Raw genomic sequence first — 25,366 nt, 5'->3', positions numbered from 1 at the left:
TTTCACGCCTGATTCGGCCGCGCCGGCGGATACAAAACGGGTTTGGGGGCGACCCGCGGGAGAATCGGCTAAGGCGCGCTCAGATTGGCGATGGCCCGGTTGCGTTGCAGCGCCTCCAGCACCTGGTCGCGGGAGACCGGTTTGCTGAGGTAGTCGTCCACGCCGGCTTCCCGCGCTTTCTGCACGTAGTCGTTGGTGGCGTGGGCGGACAGCGCGATGATCCAGCTCGGGTCCACTTCCCGGTCCGCCTCGAACTGGCGGATCTCGCGGGTGGCCTGATAGCCGTCCATGACCGGCATTTCGCAGTCCATGAAGATCACGTCCCAGCCCCCCGGCGTCTGCATCGCGTGTTCCAGCGCCTGGCCGCCGTGGTCGAGGAGGGTGGCGTGAATGCCCAGTGAACGCAGGATGGAGTCGATCACCAACTGGTTCACGGCGTTGTCTTCCACCACCATGACATTCAGTCGGGACAGCGGTGAGCCGCCGACGGTGGGGCGCGGGTCTGCCTCGGGGGTGACCGGTTGCTGCTGCCGCAGCAACTGGCCCAGGGTGTTTTTCAGGCCCCGGGACGATACCGGTGTTTCCAGCAGCAGCATGTCTTCCGGCAATTCACCTTCCAACTGGGCGCCAATGGTCTGCAGGATCATCAGGGGCGGATTGCCGAAGGCGCGTCGCGCGGCAAGCAGGTCGTCGCACAGCTGCAGGTTGTCCTCCGCCGCGATCAGGAGATCCACCTCAAGGTCCGCCGGGCGGGTGTTCAGGGCTTCGCGGGCATCGCTGTTCTCATACACTTGCAGGCCCCAGCGGGTGAGCAACTGGGACAGGCTCAACGACAGGGCCGCGTCCTGATTGAGCAGCATGACCTTGCGGCCGGCCAGAGGCCGGTCCTGCCGTGGACCGCGCTGAACCCGGGTGGGCAGGGTCAACCAGAAGGTGGCACCGCGCCCCAGCGAGCTGGATACGCCGATCTCGCCGCCCATCAACTGCACCAGCCGTTTGCAGATGGTCAGCCCGAGTCCGGCCCCCTGGGCCTTGTGGCGGGCGCCGTGGGGGCTCTGGTTGAACACTTGGAACAGATTGCGCTGTTGCGCCTCGTCCAGGCCGAGGCCGGTGTCCACCACCTCCATCATCAGCACGCAATAGCCCTGGTCGTCGGGTGACTGACGCACGGTCAGGTGCAGGGCCACCTGGCCGCGGTCGGTGAATTTGAAGGCGTTACTGAGCAGATTGGTGAGAATCTGCTTGAGGCGGATCGGGTCGGCCTGGATGTGCTGCGGCACCCGCGAGTCAATGTAGGTGTACAGAGGCAGCCGTTTTTCGTTGGCGCGGGCGGTGAACAGCCGCACGCAATCATCCACCAGGGCCTCCAGGTCCACTTCCTGAAGCTCCAGTTCCAGCTTGCCCGACTCGATGCGCGAGTAATCGAGAATGTCATTGATGACCGTCACCAGCGACTGGGTGGACTGATAAATGGTGTCCACATACTGACCCTGCTGGTGCGTCAGATCAGTGCGCCGCAGCAGGTCGGTCATGCCGATGATGCCGTTCATGGGGGTGCGGATTTCGTGGCTCATGGTGGCCAGGAACTCGCTCTTGGCCTGGTTGCGGGCGCCGGCCTTGAACGCTTCCATCTCGGCCACCGCCTTGTCGCGCACGGAATGGGCGTGGGCCTCCTTGAGCCGGGTGATGCGCCGGGCCAGCGCCAGGGACAACAGCACCACATCCAGGAACACGCCGATTTGCGCCAGATTCTCGGTGAGCGTGGTCCGTGGCAGTACGCCGTATTTGTTCAGCGCCATGGTAGCGGCACCGATCATGAAGCAGGTCCAGGCCAGAGTGAAAATGCGCGCGTCGGGATCCCCAGCCAGAGCCCGGGCCACCGCCACCGCCATGATGCTGACATCCATGACCAGGATCGCCAGCACGCAGATCGGGATCAGCGTATCGCGGCTGATGAAGGGGGCCGCCAACAGCAGCACCACGCCCACCGTCACCAGCCCCCTGAGCAACTGGGCCAGCGGCGGCGCCCGCTCCGCCAGACTGAGGAAATTGAGGCTGAACAGCGACGGCATGATGACGATCAGCGGCAGCAGGTAATGCACCGAGTACTGACTGATCAAAGCGGAACCCGGCCACAGATATTGCTGGCTGAACCCGTGTAACGTGGCCATGAACAGGGTCACCACCAGGGACCAGCAAACGTACAGCAGATAAACGCGCTCGCGGATGGTGAAGAACAGCACCAGATTGTAGAGAATCATCACCAGCATGCCGCCGAAGAACAGGCCTTGCAGCAGCGTCCTGTGCTGCAACTGCTGATGAAAACGCTCCGAACTGAGCAACTGCATGGGCAGTTGAATGCTGTGGGCGGAATCCACCAGCATCAGTACGGTGCGCGGCTCGCCGGCGGGCAGCTTTAACGGGAATGCCGGCAGGGTGTGGTGGTCCGGGCGCGCCTGGAAGGGCAGATCGATCCCGGCCCGATACTCCGAGAGCAGCGCATTTTGCCTGTCCAGCACGTACACTTGTAGCCGCCCCAACAGGCCGTAGGGGATTTCCAGGCGCCAGTCGGTGCGCGCTGGATCCCGGTTCTCCACGGGCAGCCGGAACCAGCAATGGTCCCGGGTGAAGCCGAGATTGGGGGCGTGCTCACCGGCCGGTTGCCACGGCCAGCGTTGCGGATCACGGGTCAGGGTGTCGCGGTCGGGTACCTGATTGGCCGGGGCGCAGAAATAGTCCAGGTGGGAATAGGGCGAGAGGTCATCGTCGCCGTTGTTGATGACCACCGCTTCCACGGCGTGCGCGCTTACCGACAGCAGTAAGATGAGCAAGCCCGAAAGTGCGAGCCAGATTGAACGGTTCGGTGCGTCCTTGATCAAAATCGTTGTAACCCGATGAGGCGATCCATCCGGATAGTATTAATTAAGTATGGCGGCCTTGCCACCGTGAAATAGAAAGCCAAAGTAGGGGGGAATGTGAAAGTCCACTCATTTTCGGTGGGACCCGTGGTGGGAGCGGTAGCGCCACGGCGGGTGCGTATATTGGGGGTGATGCCGACCGCGTCGCTGGTGGCCGGGGAAAAGAAGGCATTGGGGAGGATTCGCTGGCGCCGCGAAGGGGAACACCACTGGCGCGGGCCGAAGCATTTTCGCATCAACGGCAATTTCGACAGCAGCGGCGTGGTGGTGCTCTCGGAACTGGAGCCGGGATGCCGTTACCAGTTCCAGGCCGGCTGGGTCAGTGACAGTGCCGTGGCCGATACGGCATTGCAATGGGATGGGGCCGACGACGGGACCTTCCGTACCTCGCCGCTGGATGAAAAAGCACCGGCGCGGTTCCTGTTCGGCTCCTGTTGCTACCGCTTCGTCGGACCCGACCGGGAAGTGGAGGACGCCCGGGCCGACCGGGTGTTCGCCACCATGGCCGGCGTCGCCGAGCACGAGCCCACTGATTTCGTCATGTTTGGCGGCGATCAGGTCTATGCCGATGCCACCTGGCGGTTGGCGGCGGCGTCCACCCAACAGCATTACTTCGACCTGTACCGGCAGAGTTTCGGTCAGCCCAACATCAAGCGGCTGATGTCCCGCTACAACCAGCACATGATCCTTGATGACCATGAAATCGAGAATAACTGGCCGGCGCGGGCGGACGCCGATCTCTGGACCAGCAAGTACCCGGCGGCGATCAAGGCCTACCAGATCTATCAGGCCTCGCATTCGCCGGCGGTGCCGCTGAACGACGCCGGCACCCGGCTGGACCGTGATCCGGATGCGCTCTGGTACCGCTTCCGTTGGGGCTGCGCGGACTTCTTCATGATGGACCTGCGCACCGAGCGAGTGCTGAGCCGCTGGCCATGGCAGAAGCGGATTACCTCCAAGGCGCAGGAACAAGCGGTGCTGGAGTGGCTTAATACCGAACCTGACAGAATCAAATGTCTGGTGTCCTCGGTGCCGCTGTTCCCGGAACAACGCTGGCCGTTCCGCGGCAACGACGCCTGGGAAGGGTTCCGGGGACAGCGTCAGCGGCTGCTGGAGGGTATTCGTGATGCCGGCTGTCGGCGTGTACTGGTGCTCAGCGGCGATGTGCATGCCTCGCTTTACGCACGCCTGGATGCCCGTGGCCGCGCGCCGGTGCACGCCTGGATCTGCTCAGGGCTGTTCTGGCCCACCGCGCTGATGGCGTTTCGCTGGTACCGGCCGATGATCCGTGATCAGCACAGCCTGCGCGGTTTGAGCCGGTTATCGATGGGCAAGGTGTCGGTGCCCGGCGAAGTGCATAGCCGTGATGCGTTTTCGCGGATTGTGCTCGACGATAATGGCGCCTCGCTGACCGCCTACGACCGGCATGGCGAGCCGCTGCCGCAGGTGGGCCGGGAAATCCAATGGTGACGGCGGTTTTTCCCCGCTCGTCACCTGGGCCATAATGGCGCCCCTTTTTTCGACCGGAGCCGTCATGACCGAGCCTTCCCCCGGCCAGGTATTGCGAGAAAAACTGAATCAGGAAACCGCTCCGATACGCTGGTCCGAACTGCAACCGTTCTTCGCCCGGGGCCAGGTGGTGGCGGTGGCCGGCCACCTGGACCTGATCGATGTGGCGGCGGCGTTCGCCGAGGATCAGGCGGCGCAAATCGCCGCCTGGCGACACAGCGGCGCAGTGGATCTGGTCCAGGATGAGCAGGCGAAGGACTGGTTCGAGACCGATCAGGAGCTATGGACTCTGGTGGTCAAGCCCTGGGTGCTGGTCCAGCCTATACCGCTGCACTAAGCTCTCCAAAGCGCTTGCGTCGACTCTGATCTGTCCTGATAATACTGTCCAAAAGAACAGTATTTCGAGGGTGGATCATGGCCAACCAAACCGGTAATCGGGGTACCCTGAGCGAATGCCCGGGCCGTTTCGCGGTAACCCGGATAGAACGGGATGAGCCCCCGGCGGCGCGGCCCACCCGTTACCATCGGGAAATCGCCCGTTCCGTTATTACCCATAATCGCAGCCCGGATCTGCACTTCGACAGCAGCATCAATCCCTATCGGGGCTGCGAGCATGGCTGCATTTACTGTTTCGCCCGCCCCAATCACGCCTATGTGGATCTGTCCCCGGGGCAGGATTTTGAAAGCGAGATTTTCTGTAAGGACAACGCCGCCGAGGTGTTGCGTGATGCGCTGCGCAAGCCGGGCTACCGGTGCCGTCCGCTGGTGATCGGTACCGCCACCGATCCTTATCAGCCGGTGGAACGGGAGCGGCGCATTACCCGGGAGATCCTGCAGGTGTTGTCCGATTGCGCGCACCCGTTCAGTCTGATCACCAAAAGCGCTCTGGTGCTGCGGGACCTGGATCTGATCGCGCCGATGGCGCGGAACGGGCGGGCCAGCGTGGCGGTGTCGGTGACCACCCTGGACAACGCGCTGAAGAATCAGTTGGAGCCACGTGCCACCGCCGGCCGCGAGCGGGTGCGGGTGGTGCGGGAGCTGGCCCGGGCCGGTGTGCCGGTGACGGTGCTGGTGGCGCCGTTGATTCCGTTCATCAATGATCACGAGTTGGAAGATATCGTCGAGCAGGTGGCCGCCGCCGGTGCCCGCAGCGCCGGTTATGTGGTGCTGCGTCTGCCCCATGAACTGGGCGCTCTGTGGGAGCAATGGCTGCAGGCGCATTATCCGGATCGCGCCGGACGGGTGATGGCGACGCTGCGGGAGCTGCATGGCGGCGCCGCCTATGACAGCCGTTGGTTCCATCGCCATCAGGGTAAAGGGCCCTGGGCGTCGTTGTTGTCCCAGCGTTTCCGCAACGCCTGCCAGCGCCACGGCTTGGCGCCCCGGGAAGGTTTCGAGCTGGATGTCTCCGGTTTTCGACCACCGGGCCTGGAAGGCCAGATGAGCCTGTGGGGGGATTAGGATGTCTCCCGGTGCCCGCCGTCTGCGCCATTTTGAACAGGCTTTTACGAATCGACACTTAAAGATGCAGTGAAAAAAGCGTTAACTGAGCGCATCTGAATCATCAACGGAGCGGGGTATGGAAGCGGTACTGATCACTGGCGCAAGTGCCGGTATTGGCGATGCTTTCGCCCGGCAATTGGCGGCGGAAGGGTATAATCTGGTACTGGCGGCGCGACGTTTGCCTGCCCTGCAACGATTGGGTGAGGAACTGGCGGCTTCGTTCAATATCGAGGTGGTGGCGCTGGAATGCGATCTGGCCAGCCCCGATGCGGTGTCGCGCCTGATACACGACCTGGATACTCGTGCGATTCGGCTGGTGGGGCTGATCAATAATGCCGGTTTTGGTGACCGGGGGCCGTTCAAGGATCTGCCATTGCCACGGCAGATGAACATGATCCAGGTGAACGTCAATGCTCTGGTGGCGCTGACCTGGCAGGTGCTACCGCAACTGAGCACCGCCCGCGATGCGTTCATCATCAACGTGGCCTCCACCGCGGCCTTTCAGGCCGGGCCGAATATGGCGATCTACTACGCCACCAAGGCGTTCGTGCTGTCCTTCAGTGAAGCCCTGCATGAGGAATTGCGTGGGCAGGGCATTAGGGTCAGTGCGCTTTGTCCCGGCGCCACCCGTACCGAATTCGCCGAGCAGGCCAACATGAGCGGGACCCGGCTGTTCAAGGCCGGTGCCATGCAGCCCGGCGATGTGGTGCGTCAGGCTCTGGAGCACCGGCGGCGGGCCATCGTGGTAACCGGCTGGCGCAACCGGTTGCTGATCTGGCTTGGCAAATTCTCCCCACGTCTGGTGACCCGTCGTATTGCCGCCTGGTTGCAGGCCTGATGTGAGAGCCTGTTTGCGATCTATACGCCACCGCGTTGCTGCTGGAAAAACCGTCAGACGGCGTCGCGGACTGCAGGCTTTGGTGGGGCCAAAGGCAAAGGCCGGGGCGTCGTCTGACGGTTTTTCCAGCGCAACCCGAAGGGCCGGGCCCCTTTTGCCGCCAGGCCGTGATTACGCTTGTTTATGTAGAATGACTACACCGCACAATCGAAATCACGGCCTGACGACACTTTCTACCAGGTGAGAAGGGAACTCCGGCGCGGCGGTGTATAGATCGCAAACAGGCTCTAAGGAGACCGATCATTGTCGTTGTTGTGGAATCGGCCGGAGCGGCCAAGCGCCACCCTGGTGCTGGCCCATGGCGCCGGGGCGCCGATGGACAGTCCGTTCATGACGGGCATGGCGGAACTGCTGGCGGAGCGGGGTATTCAGGTGGCCCGCTTTGAATTTGATTATATGGACCGAAGGCGCCGCGAAGGCATCAAGGCACCGCCGGACCGGGCCGCCAGATTGCTGGCCCGGTTCGACGCCGTTGTCGGTCAGGTGCTCGAGGAAGCCGGCACCGGATTGCCACTATGGATTGGCGGCAAATCCATGGGGGGCCGCATGGCGACGCTGCTGGCGGCGGACACCGAAGCGGACAAGCAGCCCTGGACCGGCGTGGTGGCCCTGGGCTACCCGTTTCATCCGCCGGGGAAGCCGGAACGTACCCGCACTGAACACCTGCCGTCGTTGTCGCGGCCGACGCTGATCTGCCAGGGAGAGCGGGATCCGTTCGGCAAGCCGCCGGAAGTGGCCGGTTATGCTCTGGGCAGCCGGGTGACGGTGACCTGGCTACCCGATGGCGACCATGACCTGAAGCCGCGCAAATCGGCGCCGGTAAGCCATCAGGACAACCTGCGTGAGGCGGCGGATCGCATCGTTGAGTTCATCGATGCACTAGCGGATGTCAGGCGTCCCGGGCCGGTTTTTCGGTGATCCAGAGGTGGATGGTGCCGGCCACCACCACGGTGCCATCGTCGCGCCGGGCGGTGACAGTGACCGGCAGATCCGGGCCGTTTTCCCAGGCATCGGCGGCCACTTCGGCGGTGGCGACGATGTCGCTACTGGCCTTGGCGGTGTAGTGCACGTCCATGCCCTTGGGAATCCAGCGCAGGTGTTTGGGAATGGACGCTTCGGCCATGGCGCCCATGGCGGCTTCCAGGGCATTACAAATGGCGATGACATGAACCGTGCCGATGTGATTCTCCACTGCCTTGCGTTTTTTGATGTGAACTTCGCAGTAGTTGGGACGCAATTCGGCGATCAGGGGCCGGACGGTGCGGAAATAAGGCGCCTTGCGGCTGAAAATCAGGGAAAACAATTCCCGCCCCTTGGGAATCCGTCGGGTTTTGCGGTACAGATTAAGCAGATAATTGTCGCTCATGGGGGCTCTCCAGAAAGGAAGGCCCCGATTGTGCAGGCGCTGATTCCCGGCACAATGGCCGTGGAAACCCCGGCGGCGGTCTCGTCGTCGATAATTGAGCCGGGCCGGGGTTTGGCTGGCGGTATCGACAAAGGCCATCCCGGGACAGTAGCTATCTCGGGACAGTAATAGTGCTCTCACGGACACAAGGAACAGGAGACTGACATGGACACCCCATTACAGTGGTGGCGCCGCCAGGGCTGGGGCCGGCGTACGGTGGTGATCTGCCTTTTCCTCTACGTGTTGTATCTGGTGGTGGTGGGACTGATCCTGCCCGGCTGGCTGCGTGGCAAAGCGGAGGAAGAGCTGTCCTCGTTGCTGGGCCGGACGGTGACCGTGGAAAAGGTCAGTCTCAATCCCTTTGTGTTATCGGCCACCGTGGAAGGGTTCGATATCGCCGACGACCGTACCGACACTCTGCTGGGGTTTCAGCGTTTGTTCGTCAATGCCCAGTTCTGGTCTTCGCTGTTCCATTGGCGCCCGTGGGTCAGGGAAATCAGCCTGGATGGGCTGGACGCGGGGCTGTGGCGGGGCAAGGGCGGCGAGCTGAGTATCGACGATATTCTCGCCAGGCTTTCACAACCGGCCGCCGATGCGGACAGCGCTGATACGGATAACGCCGATAAGAAGAGCCCCGATACCGTGGCGGACAGCGAACCGGAGCAGCAAGATGTCGCGCCAGAGCAGGAGCAACAGGAACCCCAAGAGCCACAGGAACAGCCGGTAGCGGAAGAAACACCGACCGGCGAGGCTGACGGGGCGCAACAACAGGAATCCCCGGTGCCGGCGCTGACCGTGGACGTGCTGCAATTGACCGCCGGCCAGGTGCGCTTCATCGAGGCCACCGGCGAGGAACCGGTGACACTGACGCTGCCGGTGGAATTCAAGGTCGAGGATCTCACCACCCGGGCGCCGGAGCAGGAAGACAATCGCTATGCCCTGAATATCGAGGGGCCGGATGGTGGCACGCTGGAATGGAGCGGTCGCTTTAATCTCCTGCCGTTGAGCACCGATGGGCAGCTGAGTATGACCCAGGTGGATCTGGTGTCCTTTGCTCAGTTGTTGCGCTCCCAATTCGATTTCCGCATTCCGTCCGGCCATCTGGCGTTGAGCGCGGATTACCGGTTCTCGGCGGAACAGGGGCAGGGCCTGACGGTGAGCAACGGTTCTTTGGAACTGGATAACCTGGTTATCCGCCGTGCCGGCCAGGAAGAGGCCAATCTGACCCTGCCACGCATCGCCGTCAACGGTGTAAGCCTGGATACCGTGGCCCGTGAGGTAATGGTGCCGGAAGTGCGCATCAGTGACGCGGTGGTGAAAGCGGAGCTGGATCAGGAAGGGCTTGATCTGGCCACCCTGTTCCTGCCGCGTAACGCGTCCGAAGAGGACGATGAAAACACCGAAGACAGTGCCGGCGCACCCTGGCGGGTAACCTTGCAAACGGTGGCGTTGGAACAAGCGCAACTGACACTGCTGGACAAAACCGTGAATCCGGCCACGCCGGTGGCGCTGACCAACACCAATCTGACCGTCACCGATGTGACCGTGGGCGACCAGATCAGCTGGCATTGGCAGGGCGACGCGCTGCTGGCGGAGAGTGGCCAGCTCAATCACAGCGGTGAAGGCAGTCTGTCGCCGCTGAACGTCTCCGCGGCGATCAAAGCGGACGCTATCCCGCTTCCGGCGTTCGCGCCCTGGGTGAAACAGGCGGTGCCGATCACCATACGCAGCGGCCAGGCCAGTGCGGACGTGAAAGTGGATGTGTCCGGCGAGGAACCGGTGGTGACCGTGTCCGGCGGCGCTGGATTGAATAATCTTGACCTGCTTGAAGGAAATGGCCAACGCTTCGCCAGGCTGGCGGCGATGCAGGCCAGCGGTGTGTCGGTCAACACCGCCGAGCATCGCGCCACGGTGGCCAATATCGATATCAGCGGTTTGGATCTGGTCAATCGCGTGGACGCCCAGGGCCGGGACCTGGTGTCGCGGCTCGATACTGGCGGTGGTGGCGGTGACACCGGCGGGCCAGCCTGGCGGGTTGGTCTTAAACAGGTCCGTGTGAAGAATTCGAAGCTGGCGCACAACGATGCGTCGCTGTCGAAACCGTTCGCCATTTCCCTGGAACAATGGAACAGCACGGTGCGCAATTTCGACACCGGCGGGGGCCGTGCCGCGATCACCTTGAATGGCAAGGTGAACGGCAACGCGCCTTTGAAAGCGGAAGGCACGGTGTCACCGGATCCGTTGTTCCTGGACCTGAAAATGGATTTCCAAAGCTATGGTATGGAAGGGCTGACACCCTATACCGGGCGCTTTCTCGGCTACGCGGTGCGCCGTGGCCTGCTGAGCGTGAACTCCACGTTGAAGATCGAAAACAATCAGTTGGAAAGCCGCTCCACGGTGGCCGCCGACCGCTTTTTCCTGGGTGACCGGGTGCAGAGCGACGATGCAGTGAATGCGCCGGTGCGGCTGGGTTTGTCGGTGTTGCGTGATTCCTCGGGCATGATCAATCTTCCGCTGAATGTGTCCGGAGATATGAATGATCCCAGTTTCAGTGTTGCCGGACTGGTGTTCACGGTGATCAAGAATGTATTGGTGAAGGCCGCCACCGCGCCATTCTCGTTGTTGTCCAGTCTGGCCGGCGGCAAGGATCTGGAGCAGATCGCGTTTCCCGCCGGTGAAGCCGTGCCCGGTGCGGAGACCCGGCAGAATCTGGCGACTTTGAATGAGGTGCTCAGCAAAAGGCCGGGCCTGTCGGTGGCGCTCAGTGGACAAACCAATGACGAGGATCGGGCCGCCTTTGCCCGCCAGGCTCTGGGAGAGCAGCTGAGTGAAGGCCTGTTCCGTGGTGACTGGCCGGGGGAGCAGGCGGCTCTGGCCGATAGCCGCTGGGGCAAGCGCATCGTCAAGGAATTTGAAAAACGATTCGATACCGACAGCGCCGAGTTGGGCGTGGAAGGCCGCGATGACCAGGCCGATGCTCGCCGCGCCCAGCTGGCCTGGGATCGGCTGGTGGAAGCCGCCGCCAAGGACGTCAGCGCACAGACGCTGCGGACATTGGCGACCCAGCGGGCGGAGAACGCGCGCAACGAACTGGTGGAGCAGCATGGGCTGGATGCGGGCCGCGTCCGTCTCGGCGAACCGGCCATGGACGGTAAACTGGCTGGCATTCAACTTGGCCTGGGCAACGATTAAATGAGTTTGATCTGGGAGCAGCAGCACGACGGGGTGTGTTATCAGGTGCGTCGCCGGCGAACGACTTTGGAGCTGTACGCCAATGGGGTGCAGCACTCCGAATTCCACCCCCGTCGCCTGGTCACCGGCAGTGTCTGGGATCTGTTGTGGCTGCCGGCCTTATTGGGAGAACCGGAGCGGCTGCGGCGGGTGCTGGTGTTGGGATTGGGAGGCGGCACGCTGATTCCGCCGCTGCGCCGGTTACTGAAGCCGGAGTGTCTGGTGGCGGTGGAAATGGACCCATTGCATCTGACCGTGGCGCGGGAAGTGTTTCAGGTGATCGATGATGATATGGAAACCGTGGAAGGTGATGCGGTGCGGTGGCTGCGTGATTACCAGGGGCCGCCCTTCGATCTGATCATCGAGGACCTGTTCGCGCCCAGGGATGAATCGGTAACGCGGGCGGTGGCGGCGGATCGCGACTGGTGCGACAGCTTGAGCCGGCATGTTTCCGAACAGGGTGTGCTGGTGATGAACTTCGGTGATTATCGCGAGTTTCGCGACAGCCACGCGGCCGGTTCCGCCGCCATGGCCGGTTGGGCCAGCCGTTTTCGTCTGTCCTGCGGTGATTGCCACAACGCGGTGGTGGCGTTTTCCCGCTTGCCGGCGCGCAGCGTTCACTTGCGGCGCCGGGTGCAGGAGCATCCGGCGTTGGCTTCATTCGTGCGCGACGGACGCCTTAACTACCATATCCGCCAGCTGAACTAGCCCCTTTCATTTCCGCACCAGAGCTTCATCGCTTTGCAAAAGCGCCTGGGAATAATCCGCGTTGCGCTCCGCTGGAGTGGTCAGATGCACTTTTTCGTCGGGCGCATGCAGACCGGCGAACAATACCCGGTAGGTGAGCACCGCCTGTACATACTCGCGGGTTTCACGGAAGGGGATTGACTCGATCCATACGTCCATCGGACGGGCGTCGCCTGATTCCGGCAGCCACCGGGGAATACGGCCCGGGCCGGCGTTGTAGGCGGCCAGTGCCAGAATCCGGTTGCCGTTGAAACGGCCCAGCATATCGGAGAGGTAGCGACTGCCCAGATTGATGTTGGTCCGCGGATCAAACACCTGATCACGGGACGGTGCCGGCTGCTTCTCATCCAGCGCGACCTTGCGCGCGGTACCGGGCATCAGCTGCATCAGGCCCATGGCGCCGGCATGGGACTGGGCGCGGGGATTGAAGGCACTCTCGCGGCGGGAAATGGCCATCGCCAGCCATGGGTCCAGTTTGTGGCGGGCGCTGGCACGGGCGAATTCCTGGCTGTAGGCGGCCGGGAAGCGCCAGGCCAGCGTGTCCCAGGCCTTGGCCTGGATGGAAGCCTGCACGGTCAAATCGTACCAACCCTGTTCCAGCGCGTACTGGGCCAGACGGTCCTGATGGGGCCGGTCGTTGTGCAACATCAGCCAATGCCATTCTTTCCAGGCGGCGCCGTACTCTCCCATATCACGCAGTAAACGCACGCGGATCACGCCGGGGGGCAGGGTGATATTGGCATCGGGTTGGTAGGCGTGCTGATTGAAGCTGTAGCTCTGTCCGAGGCGATCGGCGGCCAGAAAACCATAGAAATTCCGTTGTTCGGCGGCCTGTTGCCACAGCGGTGTCGCCTGGTTCCGCTGGCCGTTTTCCCAGGCGGCGCGGCCGGCCCAGTAACGCCAGCGGCTGTCGCTGGCTTCTTCGTCGGGCAGATGTTGAATCCAGCGCGCCACGGCGGGCCAGTCCTGTTCGATGATGGCACGGCGAATACGCTGGTCCAGCAGGGCGGTATCGGGGTGATCCGACAACCAGCGGTCCAGCCAGTCCTGATTCTCGCGAACGCCGCGAATCGTGGAATAAAAGGCAATTCGGTTGCCAGCGGCATTACGCAGGTCCGGATCAGTGAGCCCCCATCGTCTGGCCCTTTGTTCGAAGGCCTGGCGGGCGCCGCTGGTATTGGTGTAGGCCATGCGCTGCAGGGCCGCGGAGATCAATTCCTGGCGCCGGGTGGCGGGCAGAGTCGCCGGCAGGTCTCCGACCTTGTCCGGATTATGATAAAGCTGCTCCAGCCATTCACCGGCGGTTTGGTCGGGCTCGTCGAGCATGCGCTTGAGGTAGCGCATCAACCCGGTGGCCCGAGCCTCGAACGCCAGTTGCATGCGTTGCCAGATCTCCTCCTGACCGATGACGCCGGCGGCCCGGGCGGCTTCGAACAGCGGATCACAGGCGGAAGGACGGGATTGGCCGGCCAGCCAGATGTCACGGGCGTCCTGCAGCGCGGCGTCGCGATTACGCCGCAACTGGGCCCGTTGGTAGTAACAGCGGGCTTCGATGGCGCTGGGAGGGCTGTCCATGGCCTCGGCGGCGGCGTCCCAGCGACCGGCCTTGGCGTAGGCGATCAAGGCAATCTGGCGGATGTCCGCCGGCAACGGGGATCGGGGATAGCGGTTTTGGTAGTCGCGCAGACGCGACGGATTCAGTTCCGGCAGGTCTCTGCGCAGGTGGTGGAACTCGAGATAGTCGCGCAGCGGGTAATCCTGTGCGATGCGCGGCTCCAGCCGTGCCAGTGTTTCCCAGTCATTGTCGCGAGCCGCCCCTAATGCGTCCTCGAAGCTTGTGTTCACGGGTTGTGCGGCGCACGCCAGGGCGCTGCAAGCGAAACTGAAAACCAGTACGGCGCGACGGATCATCCTGCCTCCATTCGTAGGGTGATCTCACCATTCTAGCGAGGCGCGGCCGTCAGGCGTGCGCGGCGAATGTAAAACTTGAGGCGGCGCTGGTACCCGGGTTTATACTGTCGCCCCTTTTTCGCCTGCCCCGACCGGTGACCGTGATGGAAAACAGCACACGACTTTTGCAACGCCAGGCGTCCGCGCTGGCGGCACGCCGGGTCGGGGTGGTGGAGGCCGATGACGCGGCCCTGGCCGATCTGCCGTCGGCATCCCTGTGGCGGCATGCCGATGACTTTACCGTGGCGGCGGATCAGTGGCGGCCGTTGCCGGAAGTGCCGGAAGACACCGATCTGTTGATCCTGCCGCTGCCGAAGGCGGCGGACCGCATGACGCTGCTGTTGCGGCATCTGGCCGGCGTGATCCGCAAGCCGCTGTCACTGTGGCTGGTGGGACCCGCCAAGGGCGGGATTCGAGGTGGCGTCACCCGGCTCAAGGAGTTCGCCGATGACATCCAGCTGCTCGACAGTGCCCGCCATTGCAAACTGTACGAGGGGCAACTGAGGCCCGGGCCGCCGCTATCCCTGGCGGAGCAGGCCGTGGTGATCGACGTGCGCGGTGCACGGGTGACCAGCTATCCCGGCGTGTTCAGCCACGGCCGCCTCGACGAGGGCAGTGACTTGCTGCTGGATGCCCTGGAAGCCGCCGATGTCGGTGGTGGCAAGGCTTTGGACATCGGCTGCGGTGCCGGCGTATTGACGGTCTGGCTGGCCCGGGCCGGTTGCCGGGTGCAGGCGCTGGATCCGAGTGCCACGGCGGTGACCGCCGCCCGCGCCACTCTGGCCGACAACGGTTTGAGCGCCGAGATACAGGGCGGCGATCTGTTTGACGGGATCACCGGTCGTTTTGATCTGCTGGTGACCAACCCCCCGTTCCATGATGGCCGTGAGCGTACCACCCAGATCACCCGCCGTTTGATTCGGCAGGCGCCGGAGCATCTGCAAGCCGATGGGGAGCTGTGGCTGGTGGCGAACCGGGAATTGCCCTATGCCCAGTGGCTGGACGACGCCTTCCGGCAAGTGACGGTGATGCGGGAAACCAATCGCTTCCGGGTTTATCGCGCCCGTCGCTGAGGGCTCAGGCTCAGGCGGCGCTCAGCATCCCTTCCGCGCGCATCCAGTCGATGCATCGACGCAGCATGACCTCCAGTGGTACCTGATCGTCAAAGCCGAGCTCCTGTACCGCCTTGGCGCCGCTGACCCGGCTGCGCGTGGAAATCAGCGCCACCTTTTCCGGCGTCAGACGCGGCTCGTCACCGGTGAAACGGGCGGCGATGGGAGACAACTGCCCCAGCAGGCCCAGCGCCCAACGCGGCGTTACTTTGCGGGGCGCGGGCCGGCCCAGCAGCCGCCCGATGGTTTGCGCCAGTTCCAGAAAACTGGCCTCGACGCCGGCCAGGATATAGTTGTGTCCGTCCCGTCCCGCCTCCCAGGCCGCCAGATGGGCCCGCGCCACTTCCTCCACCGCGCCGAAATTACCACCGCCAGGGGGAACGCCGGGCAGACGGCGCTGATCGATCAGGCTGATCATCTGCGACCAGTTATGCGTGTCGCCGGCGCCGATGATGGCGCAGGGGTTGAGGATCACCGTACTGAGACTCTGACGGGCGCCATCACGGACCTCTTCTTCCGCCAGATATTTGGTGCGGTTGTAACCGATCCAATCACTGGCGGCGTTGGAGGGGATTTCCTCGTGGATAATGCCATCCTGCTGGCCCCAGGCGGAAATCGAAGACGTATGAATCAACCTGCCGGCTTGGTTGCGCAGGGCGGCGGTGACTACCGCCCGGGTTCCCATGACATTGTCCTGATACTGCTGATCGCGGCGGCGGCGCCAGAGACTGGTGTTGCCGGCTACGTGGAACACCGCGTCCACCGCCGGCGGCATTACCAGAGTGAGCTCGGTGGCGTTGTTCAGCGGCGCGTGAACAACCTTCAGGCCCGCCTCCCGCAGCGCCTGGCCATCGCTGCCCGGGCGTAGCAGGGCGGTGACTTCCCAGCCCTGTTCCACCAACAGGCGGGCAAGATGGCCGCCGAGAAAGCCCCGGGCTCCGGTGATAAAGGCGCTGGGCATAGAGTCGCTCCCCGTTCATGGTTTGTCTCCGGTTATCGCCTAGCGCGAGGAGCGTGTAAAGCCCGGACCCTCTTCGCGCAGCCGCAGGAAGCTGGCGAACCGGGGCAGGCCGTGGCGGGTGTGGCCGTGATATTTGTAAGTGACGACGCTGCCGATGGCCGGCGGCCGTGCTCGCAACCCATCGCTGAAACCGGTGCCCAGACGGAAATGACGCCCGCCGGGTGTTTTCACCAGCAATGCCCCCATCATCCCGGTGTACTTGCCTTCACCGGGGATCACCGCGACCACTTCCGCTTCCGCGTCCAGATAGGGTTTCACCTTGAGCAGGTCGTTGTTGCGTTCGCCCCGATAAGGGGCGCCGCCACGATGCAGCATCAGGCCTTCGCCACCCGCCGCCACCACCTGCTCCAGATCGCGCATCAGCGAGGCATGGTCGCGTCCCTGGCGCTGGTCGACCATATGCAGGTGGGGCAGGGCGGCATCGTCAATCAGTTTGCGCAGACGCGGCAGGCGCTGATCGAACGGGCCCGCGGATGAGGGCAGATCGAACGCCATGAAATAAATGTGCCGCCAGGGTTCCGCCGGCGGCGTGCGCCGGTTGAGTATGCCCACCAACTGGCTGAAGGTGCCGCGCCCCATCCACAGCTCGCCGTCCAGGGGCTGCCCGGGAAAACCTTCAGTAAAATCCGGCGGGGCATCGATCACGTTGCCGTTGCGTGACAGCAGCCGCTGGCCGTCCCAGTAAGCGCGCACACCATCCAATTTTTCACTGACCCAGTAACCGGTCAGGTCAATGCCTTCTTCATAAACACTCGCTTGCATCAGCGCCGGCGCTTTCGCTGCCCGGGCCGCTTCCGCCATTACCAGAGCAGCGGCGATCAATAATGCGCCGATGAAATACAAAATTGGGCGGGACATCCTTGTTCCTCCTGGTCATCCGTTGACGGGAACCAGTGTAGAAGAGGGCGAAGGGCCAAGAATGCAGGCTCAGGCTGAAATTCGTGTAGGACTATTGCTGCCTGCCAATGGTGATTTACCGACAAGCTATCGGATGAGAGCGCGCCATTAATATATGTATGAGCAGTCATAATACTTTTGGCGAGTTGCACTTTATTGATGGTTAGTATCCAGTAACCCCGTCGGTATAGAAAGACATGAAATAATCCAAAATAGGTTCTCTGATTCATATATCAGGCGGGGTTCTGTCCGCGGCGGCTCCCCGATAAGGCGAATAATAAAGAGAGGATGATTTTATGGATGGCATCACCGAAGAAGACAGCTGGACTTCGGACGGCGGAAGATCCGTCGGTTTTTTTGATCGTGAAAGAACCATCGCCGGTCCCCGGTTCAATCGCTGGCTGGTGCCCACCGCCGCGCTGGCGATTCATCTGTGTATCGGGATGGCCTATGGCTTTTCGGTCTTCTGGCTGCCGATGAGCAACGAAATCGCCAACCCGCCGGCCAGCTGTGCCGACATCGGCCTGATGCAGGCGCTGACCACCACCACTTGCAACTGGACGGTGGCGCAGGTCACTTATGTGTTCGGTATCTTCATCGCCATGCTGGGTGTCTCCGCCGCGATCTGGGGCGCATGGCTGGAGCACGCCGGGCCACGCAAGGCCGGTTGCATCGCGGCGCTGTGCTGGGGGGGAGGCATGATCGTCGGCGGTATCGGCGTTATGGTCCATCAACTCTGGCTGGTCTATCTGGGCGCCGGGGTACTCGGCGGCGTGGGGCAGGGGCTGGGCTACATCACGCCGGTGTCCACCCTGATCAAGTGGTTCCCGGACCGGCGCGGCATGGCCACCGGGTTCGCGATCATGGGCTATGGCGGCGGCGCCATGGTCGGTGCGCCGCTGGCGGTGTTGTTGATGGGATACTTCTCGGCGAATGGCGGCACCGGTGTGGCCATGACACTGATCGTCATGGGCATCATCTACATGGTGGTGATGGCCAGTGGCGCCCTCGGCTTCCGGGTGCCCCCCAATGGCTGGCGGCCACAAGGCTGGCAGCCTCCCGAGGATCACGGCGCCAACGCCATGATCACCAAAGGTCATGTGCATTTGAACCGCGCCTGGAAGACCCGACAATTCTGGTTGATCTGGGGCGTGCTGTTCCTGAACGTCACCGCCGGCATCGCCGTCATTTCCATGGCCAGCCCTATGTTGCAGGACGTGTTCGGCGGCAGCCTGGTCGGTCTTGATGATGCTTCCGCCACTCTGTCCGAAGCGCAGAAGGCGGCCGTTGTCGCGGCGGCGGCGGGTCTGGTCGGGCTGATCAGTCTGTTCAATAGTGTTGGCCGTCTGTTCTGGGCATCGTTATCCGACAGGATCGGACGCAAGAACACCTACCACTGTTTCTTTGTGATCGGCATTGCCTTGTATTGTCTGTTGCCCACCTGGGGACACCTGAACATGGCGGGTGTGTTCGTGATTTCCATCTGCATCATCCTGAGCATGTACGGTGGCGGTTTTGCCACGGTGCCGGCTTATCTGGCGGACATATTCGGAACTCAGATGGTGGGGGCGATTCATGGCCGCCTGCTCACCGCCTGGACCGCGGCCGGTCTGATCGGTCCGCTGATCATCGCCGCTCTGCGCGAAGCTCAGCTCGATGCCGGTGTGGCGCCCAGCCTGGTTTATGACCGCACGCTTTATATCATGGCGGGGCTGTTGCTCCTGGGTCTGATCTGCAATGCGCTGGTGCGTCCGGTGAAGGCATCCGACCAGATGACGGAAGAGGAAGTGGCCCATGAGCGATCGCTGCAGCATGAGCATCGGGTAACCGCCGATGCGAACACCGCCGCGCGTGGCAAGTTCGGCATTATGGGCGTGCTGTGTTGGCTGGGCGTCGGTATTCCGTTTCTGATCGGTTTGTATATCGCGTTGGAGAAAGCGGCGGCACTGTTCTAGACCGGGCCGGGTCCGGGATGCCGGTCGCCGGCCAGCAGTTGCGCGAAGGTACAGACCTCGCCGCAGCGGTCCGGTGCATAACCCGGCAAGGTGTCGAGTTCGTCACCGAATTCCGGCGAACGCATCAGGTCCAGCAACTGGCGCAGGGTGTCATGCTCGAGTTTGTCCTTATGACAGACCAGCAGGTAGTGCTCGTTGGCCAGTTCGATGAACTCGAGTCCGAATTGACGGGCCGCCGCCTCCACACCAAACCCGGCATCCGCCATGCCGGCGGCCACATAGGCGGCAACGGCGGTGTGGGTGAATTCCTCCTGATCAGAGCCGCGGATAGCGTCGAGGGCGATACCCTGTTCCCTCAGCAGCAGGTTGAACAGGACACGGGTGCCGGAATAGCGGTCGCGGTTGATGAAGCGGATATCCGGGTTGGTCAGATCCCGCAGGCCGCCGACGGCCGCGCGGTTTTCGTGGCGGACGATCAGGCCCTGTTTGCGGGTGACGAAACGGATGACCCGCAGGTTGTCGAGATCGAGCTGATGCTGGTAGATCGCCATGACCTGATCCGCCAGCCGCGGGCACACCGGAAAATGAAAGCTGGCGAGATCCGATTCGCCTCTGGCCAGCACATTCAGCGCATTGGCCGGATTGGTGTACTGCAAATCCAGCTCCACCCAGTCCGAGAAATCCGGCAACAGCGCCACCGCGTAACCGTGGCTGGCATGCAGGCGCAGCACCGGGTGCGCACCGGCGAGCAACTGTTGAAGCTGGGTGTTGAGTTCGGAGGCCAGGCTGTGAATCTGCGGTCCGAGGCGGGCCTTGAGGCGCTGTTCGGACCACAGCAGCTTTTCACCCAGGGGCGAGAGTCGGGTGCCATGCCCCTTGCGCATCCGCACCAAGGGGAGGCCGAAGAAGTCGGCACCGCGATTGAGGAGGTTCCAGGCGTGGCGATAGGAAATGCCGGCGTCCCGCGCGGCCATGGTCAACTTGCCGGAGTCGCGCACCCCTTCGAGGAGGCGAAACACCACCGGATCAAACAGTTCGCCCTGTTCGGTGGTGAAGACCCAGGCGGGTGAAATACGCAGCTTTTTATTAGGCATGACAGTTCATATTTTTAGACGTAATGGAGAGTGCTAGGTTTGATAAATAGCCTGTTGCGCCAAAAAAATTAGGATTGGTTATTCATATGTATAAGCACAATAACCACACTGACCAGAGCTTGTCCATGTCCACTCCGGAAGAGCGTTGGCCGCCGGCGTGGACGCCGGAGTTGATCCAGCGGGAAGTCGATGCCCTGAAGGACAAACCCGGAGCCATGTTACCGATCCTCCATGCAATCCAGGATCGCTTTGGCTATATCCCGGATGCGGCGGTGCCGATCATCGCCGAGGCGATGCGCCATACCCGTGCCGAGGTCCACGGCATTATCCGTTTCTATCATCATTTTCGAACGCACCCGATCGGCAGCCATGTGGTGCAGGTGTGCCGCGCCGAAGCCTGCCAGGCGGTTGGTGGCCGCCGGCTTGAAGCGCATATCAGGGATAAGCTGGGCGTGGATTTTCATCAGACCAGCGACGACAACGTCTTCACCCTCGAGCCGGTGTACTGTCTGGGCAATTGCGCCTGCGGGCCGTCGATTCGGGTGGACGACGAGATTCATGGCAGGGTCACCGCCGCCCGATTCGATCAATTGGTGGACGAGCTGGCCACGACGGTGGTGGAGGTGAAGTGATGACGGTGACCGTTTATGTGCCCCGTGATACCACCGCCCTGGCTATGGGGGCGGACCGTGTGGCCGCGCGGATCGAGCAGGAGGCGCAGGCGCGCGGTCTGGACCTGAAGCTGGTTCGCAATGGTTCGCGTGGTCTGTTCTGGCTGGAGCCGCTGGTCGAGGTCGAGACCGCCGAGGGGCGTGTCGCCTATGGTCCGGTAGCGCCGTCCGATGTTGCTGAACTGGCCGACACCGGCCTGTTCGAAGGCGCCCAAACTCATTCGCTGGCCCACGGCCGCACCGACCGGATTCCCTACCTCAAGGCGCAGCAACGGCTGACGTTCTCGCGCATTGGCATTACCGATCCACTGTCCATTGACGACTACCGTGCCCACGGTGGCTTCGCCGGCCTGGAAAAAGCGCTGCCGATGACGCCCCAGGCGATTGTCGATGCGGTCAAGGCGTCCGGTTTGCGCGGACGCGGCGGGGCTGCCTTTCCCACCGGCATCAAATGGCAAACGGTCCACGATGAGCCGCCTGGTCAGAAATACATCGTCTGCAATGCCGACGAGGGGGATTCCGGCACCTTCGCCGACCGGCTGGTGATGGAATGCGATCCCTACATGTTGATCGAGGGCATGACCATCGCTGGGCTGGCGGTGGGCGCCACCCAGGGCTACGTCTATCTGCGTTCGGAATACCCGGTGGCCCACCGGTTGTTCAGCGAAGCTCTCGAGCGAGCCTGTCAGGCGGGCTACCTGGGCAGCGATATCCTCGGCAGCGGCAAGCGTTTCGACCTGGAAGTCCGTCTTGGCGCGGGGGCTTATATTTGCGGCGAGGAAACCTCGCTGCTGGACAGTCTGGAAGGCAAGCGTGGCATGGTGCGAGCCAAACCGCCTCTGCCCGCGATCCAGGGGCTGTTCGGCCGACCCACGGTGGTCAACAACGTGCTGTCACTGGCGGCGGTTCCGTACATTCTGGATCAGGGGGCTCAGGCCTACGCTGACTATGGTATGGGCAAGTCCCGCGGCACGCTGGCGCTGCAATTGTCGGGCAACGTCAAGCGCGGCGGTTTGGTGGAACTGGCCTTCGGCGTGACCCTGCGCGAACTGATGGAGGACTTCGGCGGCGGCACGCTGAGTGGCCGGCCGCTCAAGGCGGTGCAGGTGGGAGGGCCGCTGGGGGCCTATCTGCCCGAAAGCCAGTGGGACAGTCCCATCGATTACGAAGCCTTCGCGTCGTTCGGCGGCGTGGTGGGTCACGGCGGCGTGGTGATGTTCGACGATACCGTGGACATGGGCGAGCAAGCCCGTTTCGCCATGGAATTCTGCACCGTTGAATCCTGCGGCAAATGCACGCCGTGCCGCATCGGCGCGGTGCGCGGCGTGGAGGTGATCGATCGCATCCGCGCCGGCACCGAGCGCGACGCCAATCTCCAGCTGCTGTCCGAGCTTTGCGAAACCATGGTGGACGGTTCGCTGTGCGCCATGGGCGGGATGACCCCTTTCCCGGTGCAGAGTGTGCTCAAACATTTTCCGGACGACCTGATCCACCCCCGTGGAGGTACGCCATGTTGAATTATTTCGATCCGCGCCAGCCGCACGCCCATCCCGATCCGAACCCCGACCGGGACCTGGGCACGCCAGCCAGATTCTCCGAAAAGCAGGTGGCTCTGACCATCGACGGTCTGGAAATCAGCGTGCCGGAGGGCACCTCGGTGATGCGTGCCGCCGCCCTGGCCGGTATCACCATCCCCAAACTGTGCGCCACCGACAACCTGGAAGCGTTTGGTTCCTGCCGTCTGTGCGCGGTGCATATCGAGGGCCGGCGCGGCTACCCGGCGTCGTGCACCACGCCAGTGGCGGAGGGCATGGCGGTCACCACGCAGAATGACAGGCTGGCCGGACTGCGCCGCAATATCATGGAGCTGTACATCTCCGACCACCCGCTGGATTGTCTGACCTGTCCGGCCAACGGCGACTGTGAGCTGCAGGACATGGCCGGCGCGGTGGGACTGCGGGAGGTGCGTTATGGTTTCGAGGGCGCCAACCACCTGGACGCGGAGACGGACGCCTCCAACCCTTACTTCAGCTTTGATCCCAGCAAGTGCATTGTGTGCTCCCGTTGCGTGCGTGCCTGCGAGGAAGTCCAGGGCACCTTCGCGCTGACCATCGACGGCCGTGGCTTCGACTCCAAAGTGGCCGCCGGCCAGGACCAGGATTTCATGGATTCCGAATGTGTCTCCTGCGGAGCCTGTGTGCAGGCCTGTCCCACCTCGACGTTGATGGAAAAGAGCGTGATCGATCAGGGGGTTCCGGAACACAGTGTGGTCACCACCTGCGCCTACTGTGGCGTGGGGTGTTCGTTCAAGGCGGAGATGAAGGGCGACCAGTTGGTGCGCATGGTTCCGTACAAGGGCGGCGCCGCCAATCACGGCCATTCCTGTGTCAAAGGCCGCTTCGCGTTCGGCTACGCCACCCACAAGGATCGCATCCGGACGCCAATGATCCGGGACTCGATCGACGAGCCGTGGCGGGAGGTGTCCTGGGAAGATGCGATCCAGTTCTCCGCCCGGCGCCTGAAAGAAACGCAGGCGAAGTACGGCCGCGAAAGCATCGGCGGCATCACTTCCTCGCGCTGCACCAACGAGGAAACCTATCTGGTGCAGAAGTTGATTCGCGCCGCCTTCGGCAACAACAACACCGACACCTGCGCCCGGGTGTGTCATTCGCCCACCGGTTACGGCTTGAAGACCACGATGGGGGAGTCCGCCGGTACCCAGACGTTTGATTCAGTGATGCAAGCGGACACTATTCTGGTGATCGGCGCCAACCCCACCGATGCCCACCCGGTGTTCGGTTCACAGATGCGCCGCCGGCTGCGCGAAGGTGCCACCCTGATCGTCGCCGACCCGCGCCGCATCGATCTGCTCAAGACACCCCACGGTGGCAGGGCGATGCACCTGGCCCTGCGCCCGGGCACCAACGTGGCACTGATCAACGCTCTGGCCCATGTGGTGGTTTCCGAAGGGCTGGAGGACCAGGCGTTCATCGCCTCCCGCTGTGAGTCCGGGGCCTACCAGGCCTGGCGCGACTTCATTCTGGAACAACGCAACTCGCCGGAAGCATTGGAAGCGGAAACCGGCGTGCCCGCCGGCAAAGTGCGCGAAGCCGCTCGTGCCTACGCCACCGCGGGCAACGGGGCCATTTATTATGGCCTGGGCGTCACCGAGCACAGCCAGGGCTCCACCATGGTGATGGGCATCGCTAACCTGGCCATGGCCACCGGCAACATCGGCCGCGAAGGCGTCGGCGTGAATCCGTTGCGCGGCCAGAACAACGTGCAAGGTTCCTGTGACATGGGCTCCTTCCCGCATGAATTGCCCGGCTATCAGCACGTGGCCGACCCGGTGGTGCGCCAGCGTTTTGAAGCGGTCTGGAAAGTGAAAATCGACGACGAACCGGGGCTGCGTATTCCCAACATGTTCGACGCCGCCATCGCCGGTACGTTCAAGGCGCTGTATGTGCAGGGCGAGGACATTGCCCAGTCGGACCCGAACACTCAGCATGTGGAGGCGGCCCTGACTTCGCTGGACTGTCTGATCGTGCAGGACATCTTCCTCAACGAAACCGCCAAGTACGCCCATGTGTTGCTGCCCGGTTCCACCTTCCTGGAGAAGAACGGCACCTTCACCAACGCGGAGCGGCGTATCAACCGGGTGCGCAAGGTCATGCCGCCACTGGCCGGCAAGGAGGACTGGGAGGTGACCCAGGATCTGGCCAACGCCCTGGGCTACCCGATGAACTATTCCCACCCCTCCGAGATCATGGACGAGATCGCCCAACTTACGCCCACCTTCACCGGCGTCAGCTACGCCAAACTGGAGGAACTGGGCAGCATTCAGTGGCCGTGTAACGACACCCATCCGGACGGCACGCCCACCATGCACCAAGTGGACTTCCCCATTGGCAAGGGCCACTTCGCGGTCACCGAGTACGTGGCCACCGATGAGCGCGCCAATCGGCGCTACCCGTTGTTGCTGACCACCGGTCGTATCCTCAGCCAGTACAATGTCGGCGCGCAGACGCGGCGTACCGACAACAGTCTGTGGCATGAGGAGGATGTCCTTGAGATCCACCCCAGTGATGCCGAGGTGCGTGGCGTTCGCGATGGCGACTGGCTGGGCGTCGCCAGCCGCGTGGGGCACACCGTACTGCGTTGCAAGGTCAGTGACCGTATGCTGCCTGGCGTGGTCTACACCACCTTCCACCATCCCGGCAGCGGTGCCAATGTGATCACCACCGACAACTCCGACTGGGCCACCAACTGTCCGGAGTACAAAGTGACGGCGGTGCAGGTGGAGAAAGTCACGCAACCGTCGCAATGGCAGCAGCACTTTCAACATTTCGACAAACGGCAAAAGGCTTATCTTGAGAGTACGGGGAGTATGGAGAGCATAGAGAGCACCGATCGGGAAGCGGCCTCCACATCCAAATGATTCTTTGTCGGGGAAAC

At 62.9% G+C, this 25,366-nt stretch carries 18 protein-coding genes; 12 read left to right on the top strand and 6 right to left on the bottom strand.

The genetic code is table 11. The features are described 5' to 3' along the window. Positions 1-68 precede the first annotated feature (68 nt). Complete coding sequence (locus B5T_RS14605) at positions 69-2,831, bottom strand: hybrid sensor histidine kinase/response regulator (RefSeq protein ID WP_051015610.1); 2,763 nt, start codon at positions 2,829-2,831, stop codon at positions 69-71. Between the two features lie 144 nt (positions 2,832-2,975). On the opposite strand from B5T_RS14605, the gene B5T_RS14600 reads away from it, so the two are divergent. From B5T_RS14600 to B5T_RS14580, 5 genes are all read left to right on the top strand, one after another. Then, entirely contained in the window at positions 2,976-4,388 is a 1,413-nt protein-coding gene (locus B5T_RS14600; protein WP_041717049.1) for an alkaline phosphatase D family protein, read from the top strand. 64 nt (positions 4,389-4,452) lie between these two features. Then, complete coding sequence (locus B5T_RS14595; RefSeq protein ID WP_014995289.1) at positions 4,453-4,764, top strand: DUF2288 domain-containing protein; 312 nt, start codon at positions 4,453-4,455, stop codon at positions 4,762-4,764. 77 nt (positions 4,765-4,841) lie between these two features. Continuing rightward, positions 4,842-5,888 (top strand): PA0069 family radical SAM protein, encoded by a 1,047-nt coding sequence (locus B5T_RS14590; protein ID WP_014995288.1) that lies wholly within the window; start codon positions 4,842-4,844, stop codon positions 5,886-5,888. Between the two features lie 118 nt (positions 5,889-6,006). Then, complete coding sequence (locus B5T_RS14585) at positions 6,007-6,768, top strand: SDR family NAD(P)-dependent oxidoreductase (RefSeq protein WP_014995287.1); 762 nt, start codon at positions 6,007-6,009, stop codon at positions 6,766-6,768. A gap of 303 nt (positions 6,769-7,071) precedes the next feature. Further along, positions 7,072-7,746: an alpha/beta family hydrolase gene (locus tag B5T_RS14580; RefSeq protein ID WP_014995286.1), complete on the top strand. Its 675-nt coding sequence runs from the start codon at positions 7,072-7,074 to the stop codon at positions 7,744-7,746. Here B5T_RS14580 and B5T_RS14575 read toward each other — a convergent pair. Continuing rightward, on the bottom strand, positions 7,718-8,194 hold the full coding sequence (locus B5T_RS14575; protein WP_014995285.1) for a hotdog fold domain-containing protein: 477 nt from the start codon (positions 8,192-8,194) through the stop codon (positions 7,718-7,720). The two genes, B5T_RS14580 and B5T_RS14575, sit on opposite strands and share 29 nt — an antisense overlap. Positions 8,195-8,398: 204 nt before the next feature. Between B5T_RS14575 and B5T_RS14570 the strand changes: the two genes are divergently transcribed. Both B5T_RS14570 and B5T_RS14565 read left to right on the top strand, forming a co-directional pair. Further along, the gene (locus B5T_RS14570) at positions 8,399-11,425 is read left to right on the top strand and encodes a DUF748 domain-containing protein (protein WP_014995284.1); all 3,027 of its coding nucleotides are present in this window, start codon (positions 8,399-8,401) and stop codon (positions 11,423-11,425) included. Then, positions 11,426-12,172, top strand: coding sequence for a spermine/spermidine synthase domain-containing protein (locus B5T_RS14565; protein ID WP_014995283.1), 747 nt, complete (start codon positions 11,426-11,428; stop codon positions 12,170-12,172). It abuts the gene before it with no gap. Positions 12,173-12,178: 6 nt separating this feature from the next. Here the strand turns inward: B5T_RS14565 and B5T_RS14560 are convergent, their stop codons facing one another. Further along, a complete protein-coding gene (locus B5T_RS14560; protein WP_014995282.1) occupies positions 12,179-14,122 on the bottom strand; it encodes a transglycosylase SLT domain-containing protein in 1,944 nt (647 codons plus the stop codon). Between the two features lie 143 nt (positions 14,123-14,265). Here B5T_RS14560 and B5T_RS14555 point away from each other — a divergent pair, with 143 nt between their 5' ends. Beyond that, entirely contained in the window at positions 14,266-15,234 is a 969-nt protein-coding gene (locus tag B5T_RS14555; RefSeq protein WP_014995281.1) for a methyltransferase, read from the top strand. Positions 15,235-15,244: 10 nt separating this feature from the next. On the opposite strand, the gene B5T_RS14550 is transcribed toward B5T_RS14555, so the two are convergent. Together B5T_RS14550 and B5T_RS14545 are read right to left on the bottom strand one after the other, a co-directional pair. Next, a complete protein-coding gene (locus tag B5T_RS14550; protein ID WP_014995280.1) occupies positions 15,245-16,234 on the bottom strand; it encodes an NAD-dependent epimerase/dehydratase family protein in 990 nt (329 codons plus the stop codon). Positions 16,235-16,273: 39 nt separating this feature from the next. After that, positions 16,274-17,152 (bottom strand): DNA ligase, encoded by an 879-nt coding sequence (locus tag B5T_RS14545; protein WP_014995279.1) that lies wholly within the window; start codon positions 17,150-17,152, stop codon positions 16,274-16,276. Between the two features lie 335 nt (positions 17,153-17,487). Here B5T_RS14545 and B5T_RS14540 point away from each other — a divergent pair, with 335 nt between their 5' ends. Further along, the gene (locus B5T_RS14540; protein WP_014995278.1) at positions 17,488-19,146 is read left to right on the top strand and encodes an OFA family MFS transporter; all 1,659 of its coding nucleotides are present in this window, start codon (positions 17,488-17,490) and stop codon (positions 19,144-19,146) included. Here the strand turns inward: B5T_RS14540 and B5T_RS14535 are convergent. Next, positions 19,143-20,240 carry a substrate-binding domain-containing protein gene (locus B5T_RS14535; RefSeq protein WP_014995277.1) on the bottom strand — a complete coding sequence of 366 codons (1,098 nt, stop codon included), beginning with the start codon at positions 20,238-20,240 and terminating at the stop codon, positions 19,143-19,145. The two genes, B5T_RS14540 and B5T_RS14535, sit on opposite strands and share 4 nt — an antisense overlap. Before the next feature lie 125 nt (positions 20,241-20,365). Between B5T_RS14535 and B5T_RS14530 the strand changes: the two genes are divergently transcribed. Genes B5T_RS14530 through fdhF form a run of 3 tightly spaced genes read left to right on the top strand, consistent with a single transcriptional unit; the run spans position 20,366 to position 25,349 of the window. Then, positions 20,366-20,872: a formate dehydrogenase subunit gamma gene (locus B5T_RS14530; protein ID WP_041717615.1), complete on the top strand. Its 507-nt coding sequence runs from the start codon at positions 20,366-20,368 to the stop codon at positions 20,870-20,872. After that, positions 20,872-22,428: a formate dehydrogenase beta subunit gene (locus B5T_RS14525; RefSeq protein ID WP_014995275.1), complete on the top strand. Its 1,557-nt coding sequence runs from the start codon at positions 20,872-20,874 to the stop codon at positions 22,426-22,428. Before B5T_RS14530 ends, B5T_RS14525 begins: the two co-directional genes overlap by 1 nt. Continuing rightward, positions 22,422-25,349 carry a formate dehydrogenase subunit alpha gene (gene fdhF, locus B5T_RS14520; RefSeq protein WP_014995274.1) on the top strand — a complete coding sequence of 976 codons (2,928 nt, stop codon included), beginning with the start codon at positions 22,422-22,424 and terminating at the stop codon, positions 25,347-25,349. The genes B5T_RS14525 and fdhF overlap by 7 nt, the downstream gene beginning before the upstream one ends. Positions 25,350-25,366 lie beyond the last annotated feature (17 nt).

Origin of the sequence: Alloalcanivorax dieselolei B5, from assembly GCF_000300005.1 — a bacterium.
In the GTDB taxonomy this organism is placed as follows: domain Bacteria; phylum Pseudomonadota; class Gammaproteobacteria; order Pseudomonadales; family Alcanivoracaceae; genus Alloalcanivorax; species Alloalcanivorax dieselolei.
This window is presented reverse-complemented; position numbering and strand designations above follow the sequence as displayed.

What these genes read in the sequence shown, in the direction of transcription:
- B5T_RS14530 (WP_041717615.1), top strand. Translation starts at nt 20,366, where the DNA reads ATGTCCACTCCGGAAGAGCGTTGGCCGCCGGCGTGGACGCCGGAGTTG.
- B5T_RS14535 (WP_014995277.1), bottom strand. Translation starts at nt 20,240, where the DNA reads ATGCCTAATAAAAAGCTGCGTATTTCACCCGCCTGGGTCTTCACCACC.
- B5T_RS14570 (WP_014995284.1), top strand. Translation starts at nt 8,399, where the DNA reads ATGGACACCCCATTACAGTGGTGGCGCCGCCAGGGCTGGGGCCGGCGT.
- B5T_RS14595 (WP_014995289.1), top strand. Translation starts at nt 4,453, where the DNA reads ATGACCGAGCCTTCCCCCGGCCAGGTATTGCGAGAAAAACTGAATCAG.
- B5T_RS14550 (WP_014995280.1), bottom strand. Translation starts at nt 16,234, where the DNA reads ATGCCCAGCGCCTTTATCACCGGAGCCCGGGGCTTTCTCGGCGGCCAT.
- B5T_RS14575 (WP_014995285.1), bottom strand. Translation starts at nt 8,194, where the DNA reads ATGAGCGACAATTATCTGCTTAATCTGTACCGCAAAACCCGACGGATT.
- fdhF (WP_014995274.1), top strand. Translation starts at nt 22,422, where the DNA reads ATGTTGAATTATTTCGATCCGCGCCAGCCGCACGCCCATCCCGATCCG.
- B5T_RS14560 (WP_014995282.1), bottom strand. Translation starts at nt 14,122, where the DNA reads ATGATCCGTCGCGCCGTACTGGTTTTCAGTTTCGCTTGCAGCGCCCTG.
- B5T_RS14545 (WP_014995279.1), bottom strand. Translation starts at nt 17,152, where the DNA reads ATGTCCCGCCCAATTTTGTATTTCATCGGCGCATTATTGATCGCCGCT.
- B5T_RS14585 (WP_014995287.1), top strand. Translation starts at nt 6,007, where the DNA reads ATGGAAGCGGTACTGATCACTGGCGCAAGTGCCGGTATTGGCGATGCT.
- B5T_RS14590 (WP_014995288.1), top strand. Translation starts at nt 4,842, where the DNA reads ATGGCCAACCAAACCGGTAATCGGGGTACCCTGAGCGAATGCCCGGGC.
- B5T_RS14555 (WP_014995281.1), top strand. Translation starts at nt 14,266, where the DNA reads ATGGAAAACAGCACACGACTTTTGCAACGCCAGGCGTCCGCGCTGGCG.
- B5T_RS14540 (WP_014995278.1), top strand. Translation starts at nt 17,488, where the DNA reads ATGGATGGCATCACCGAAGAAGACAGCTGGACTTCGGACGGCGGAAGA.
- B5T_RS14525 (WP_014995275.1), top strand. Translation starts at nt 20,872, where the DNA reads ATGACGGTGACCGTTTATGTGCCCCGTGATACCACCGCCCTGGCTATG.
- B5T_RS14565 (WP_014995283.1), top strand. Translation starts at nt 11,426, where the DNA reads ATGAGTTTGATCTGGGAGCAGCAGCACGACGGGGTGTGTTATCAGGTG.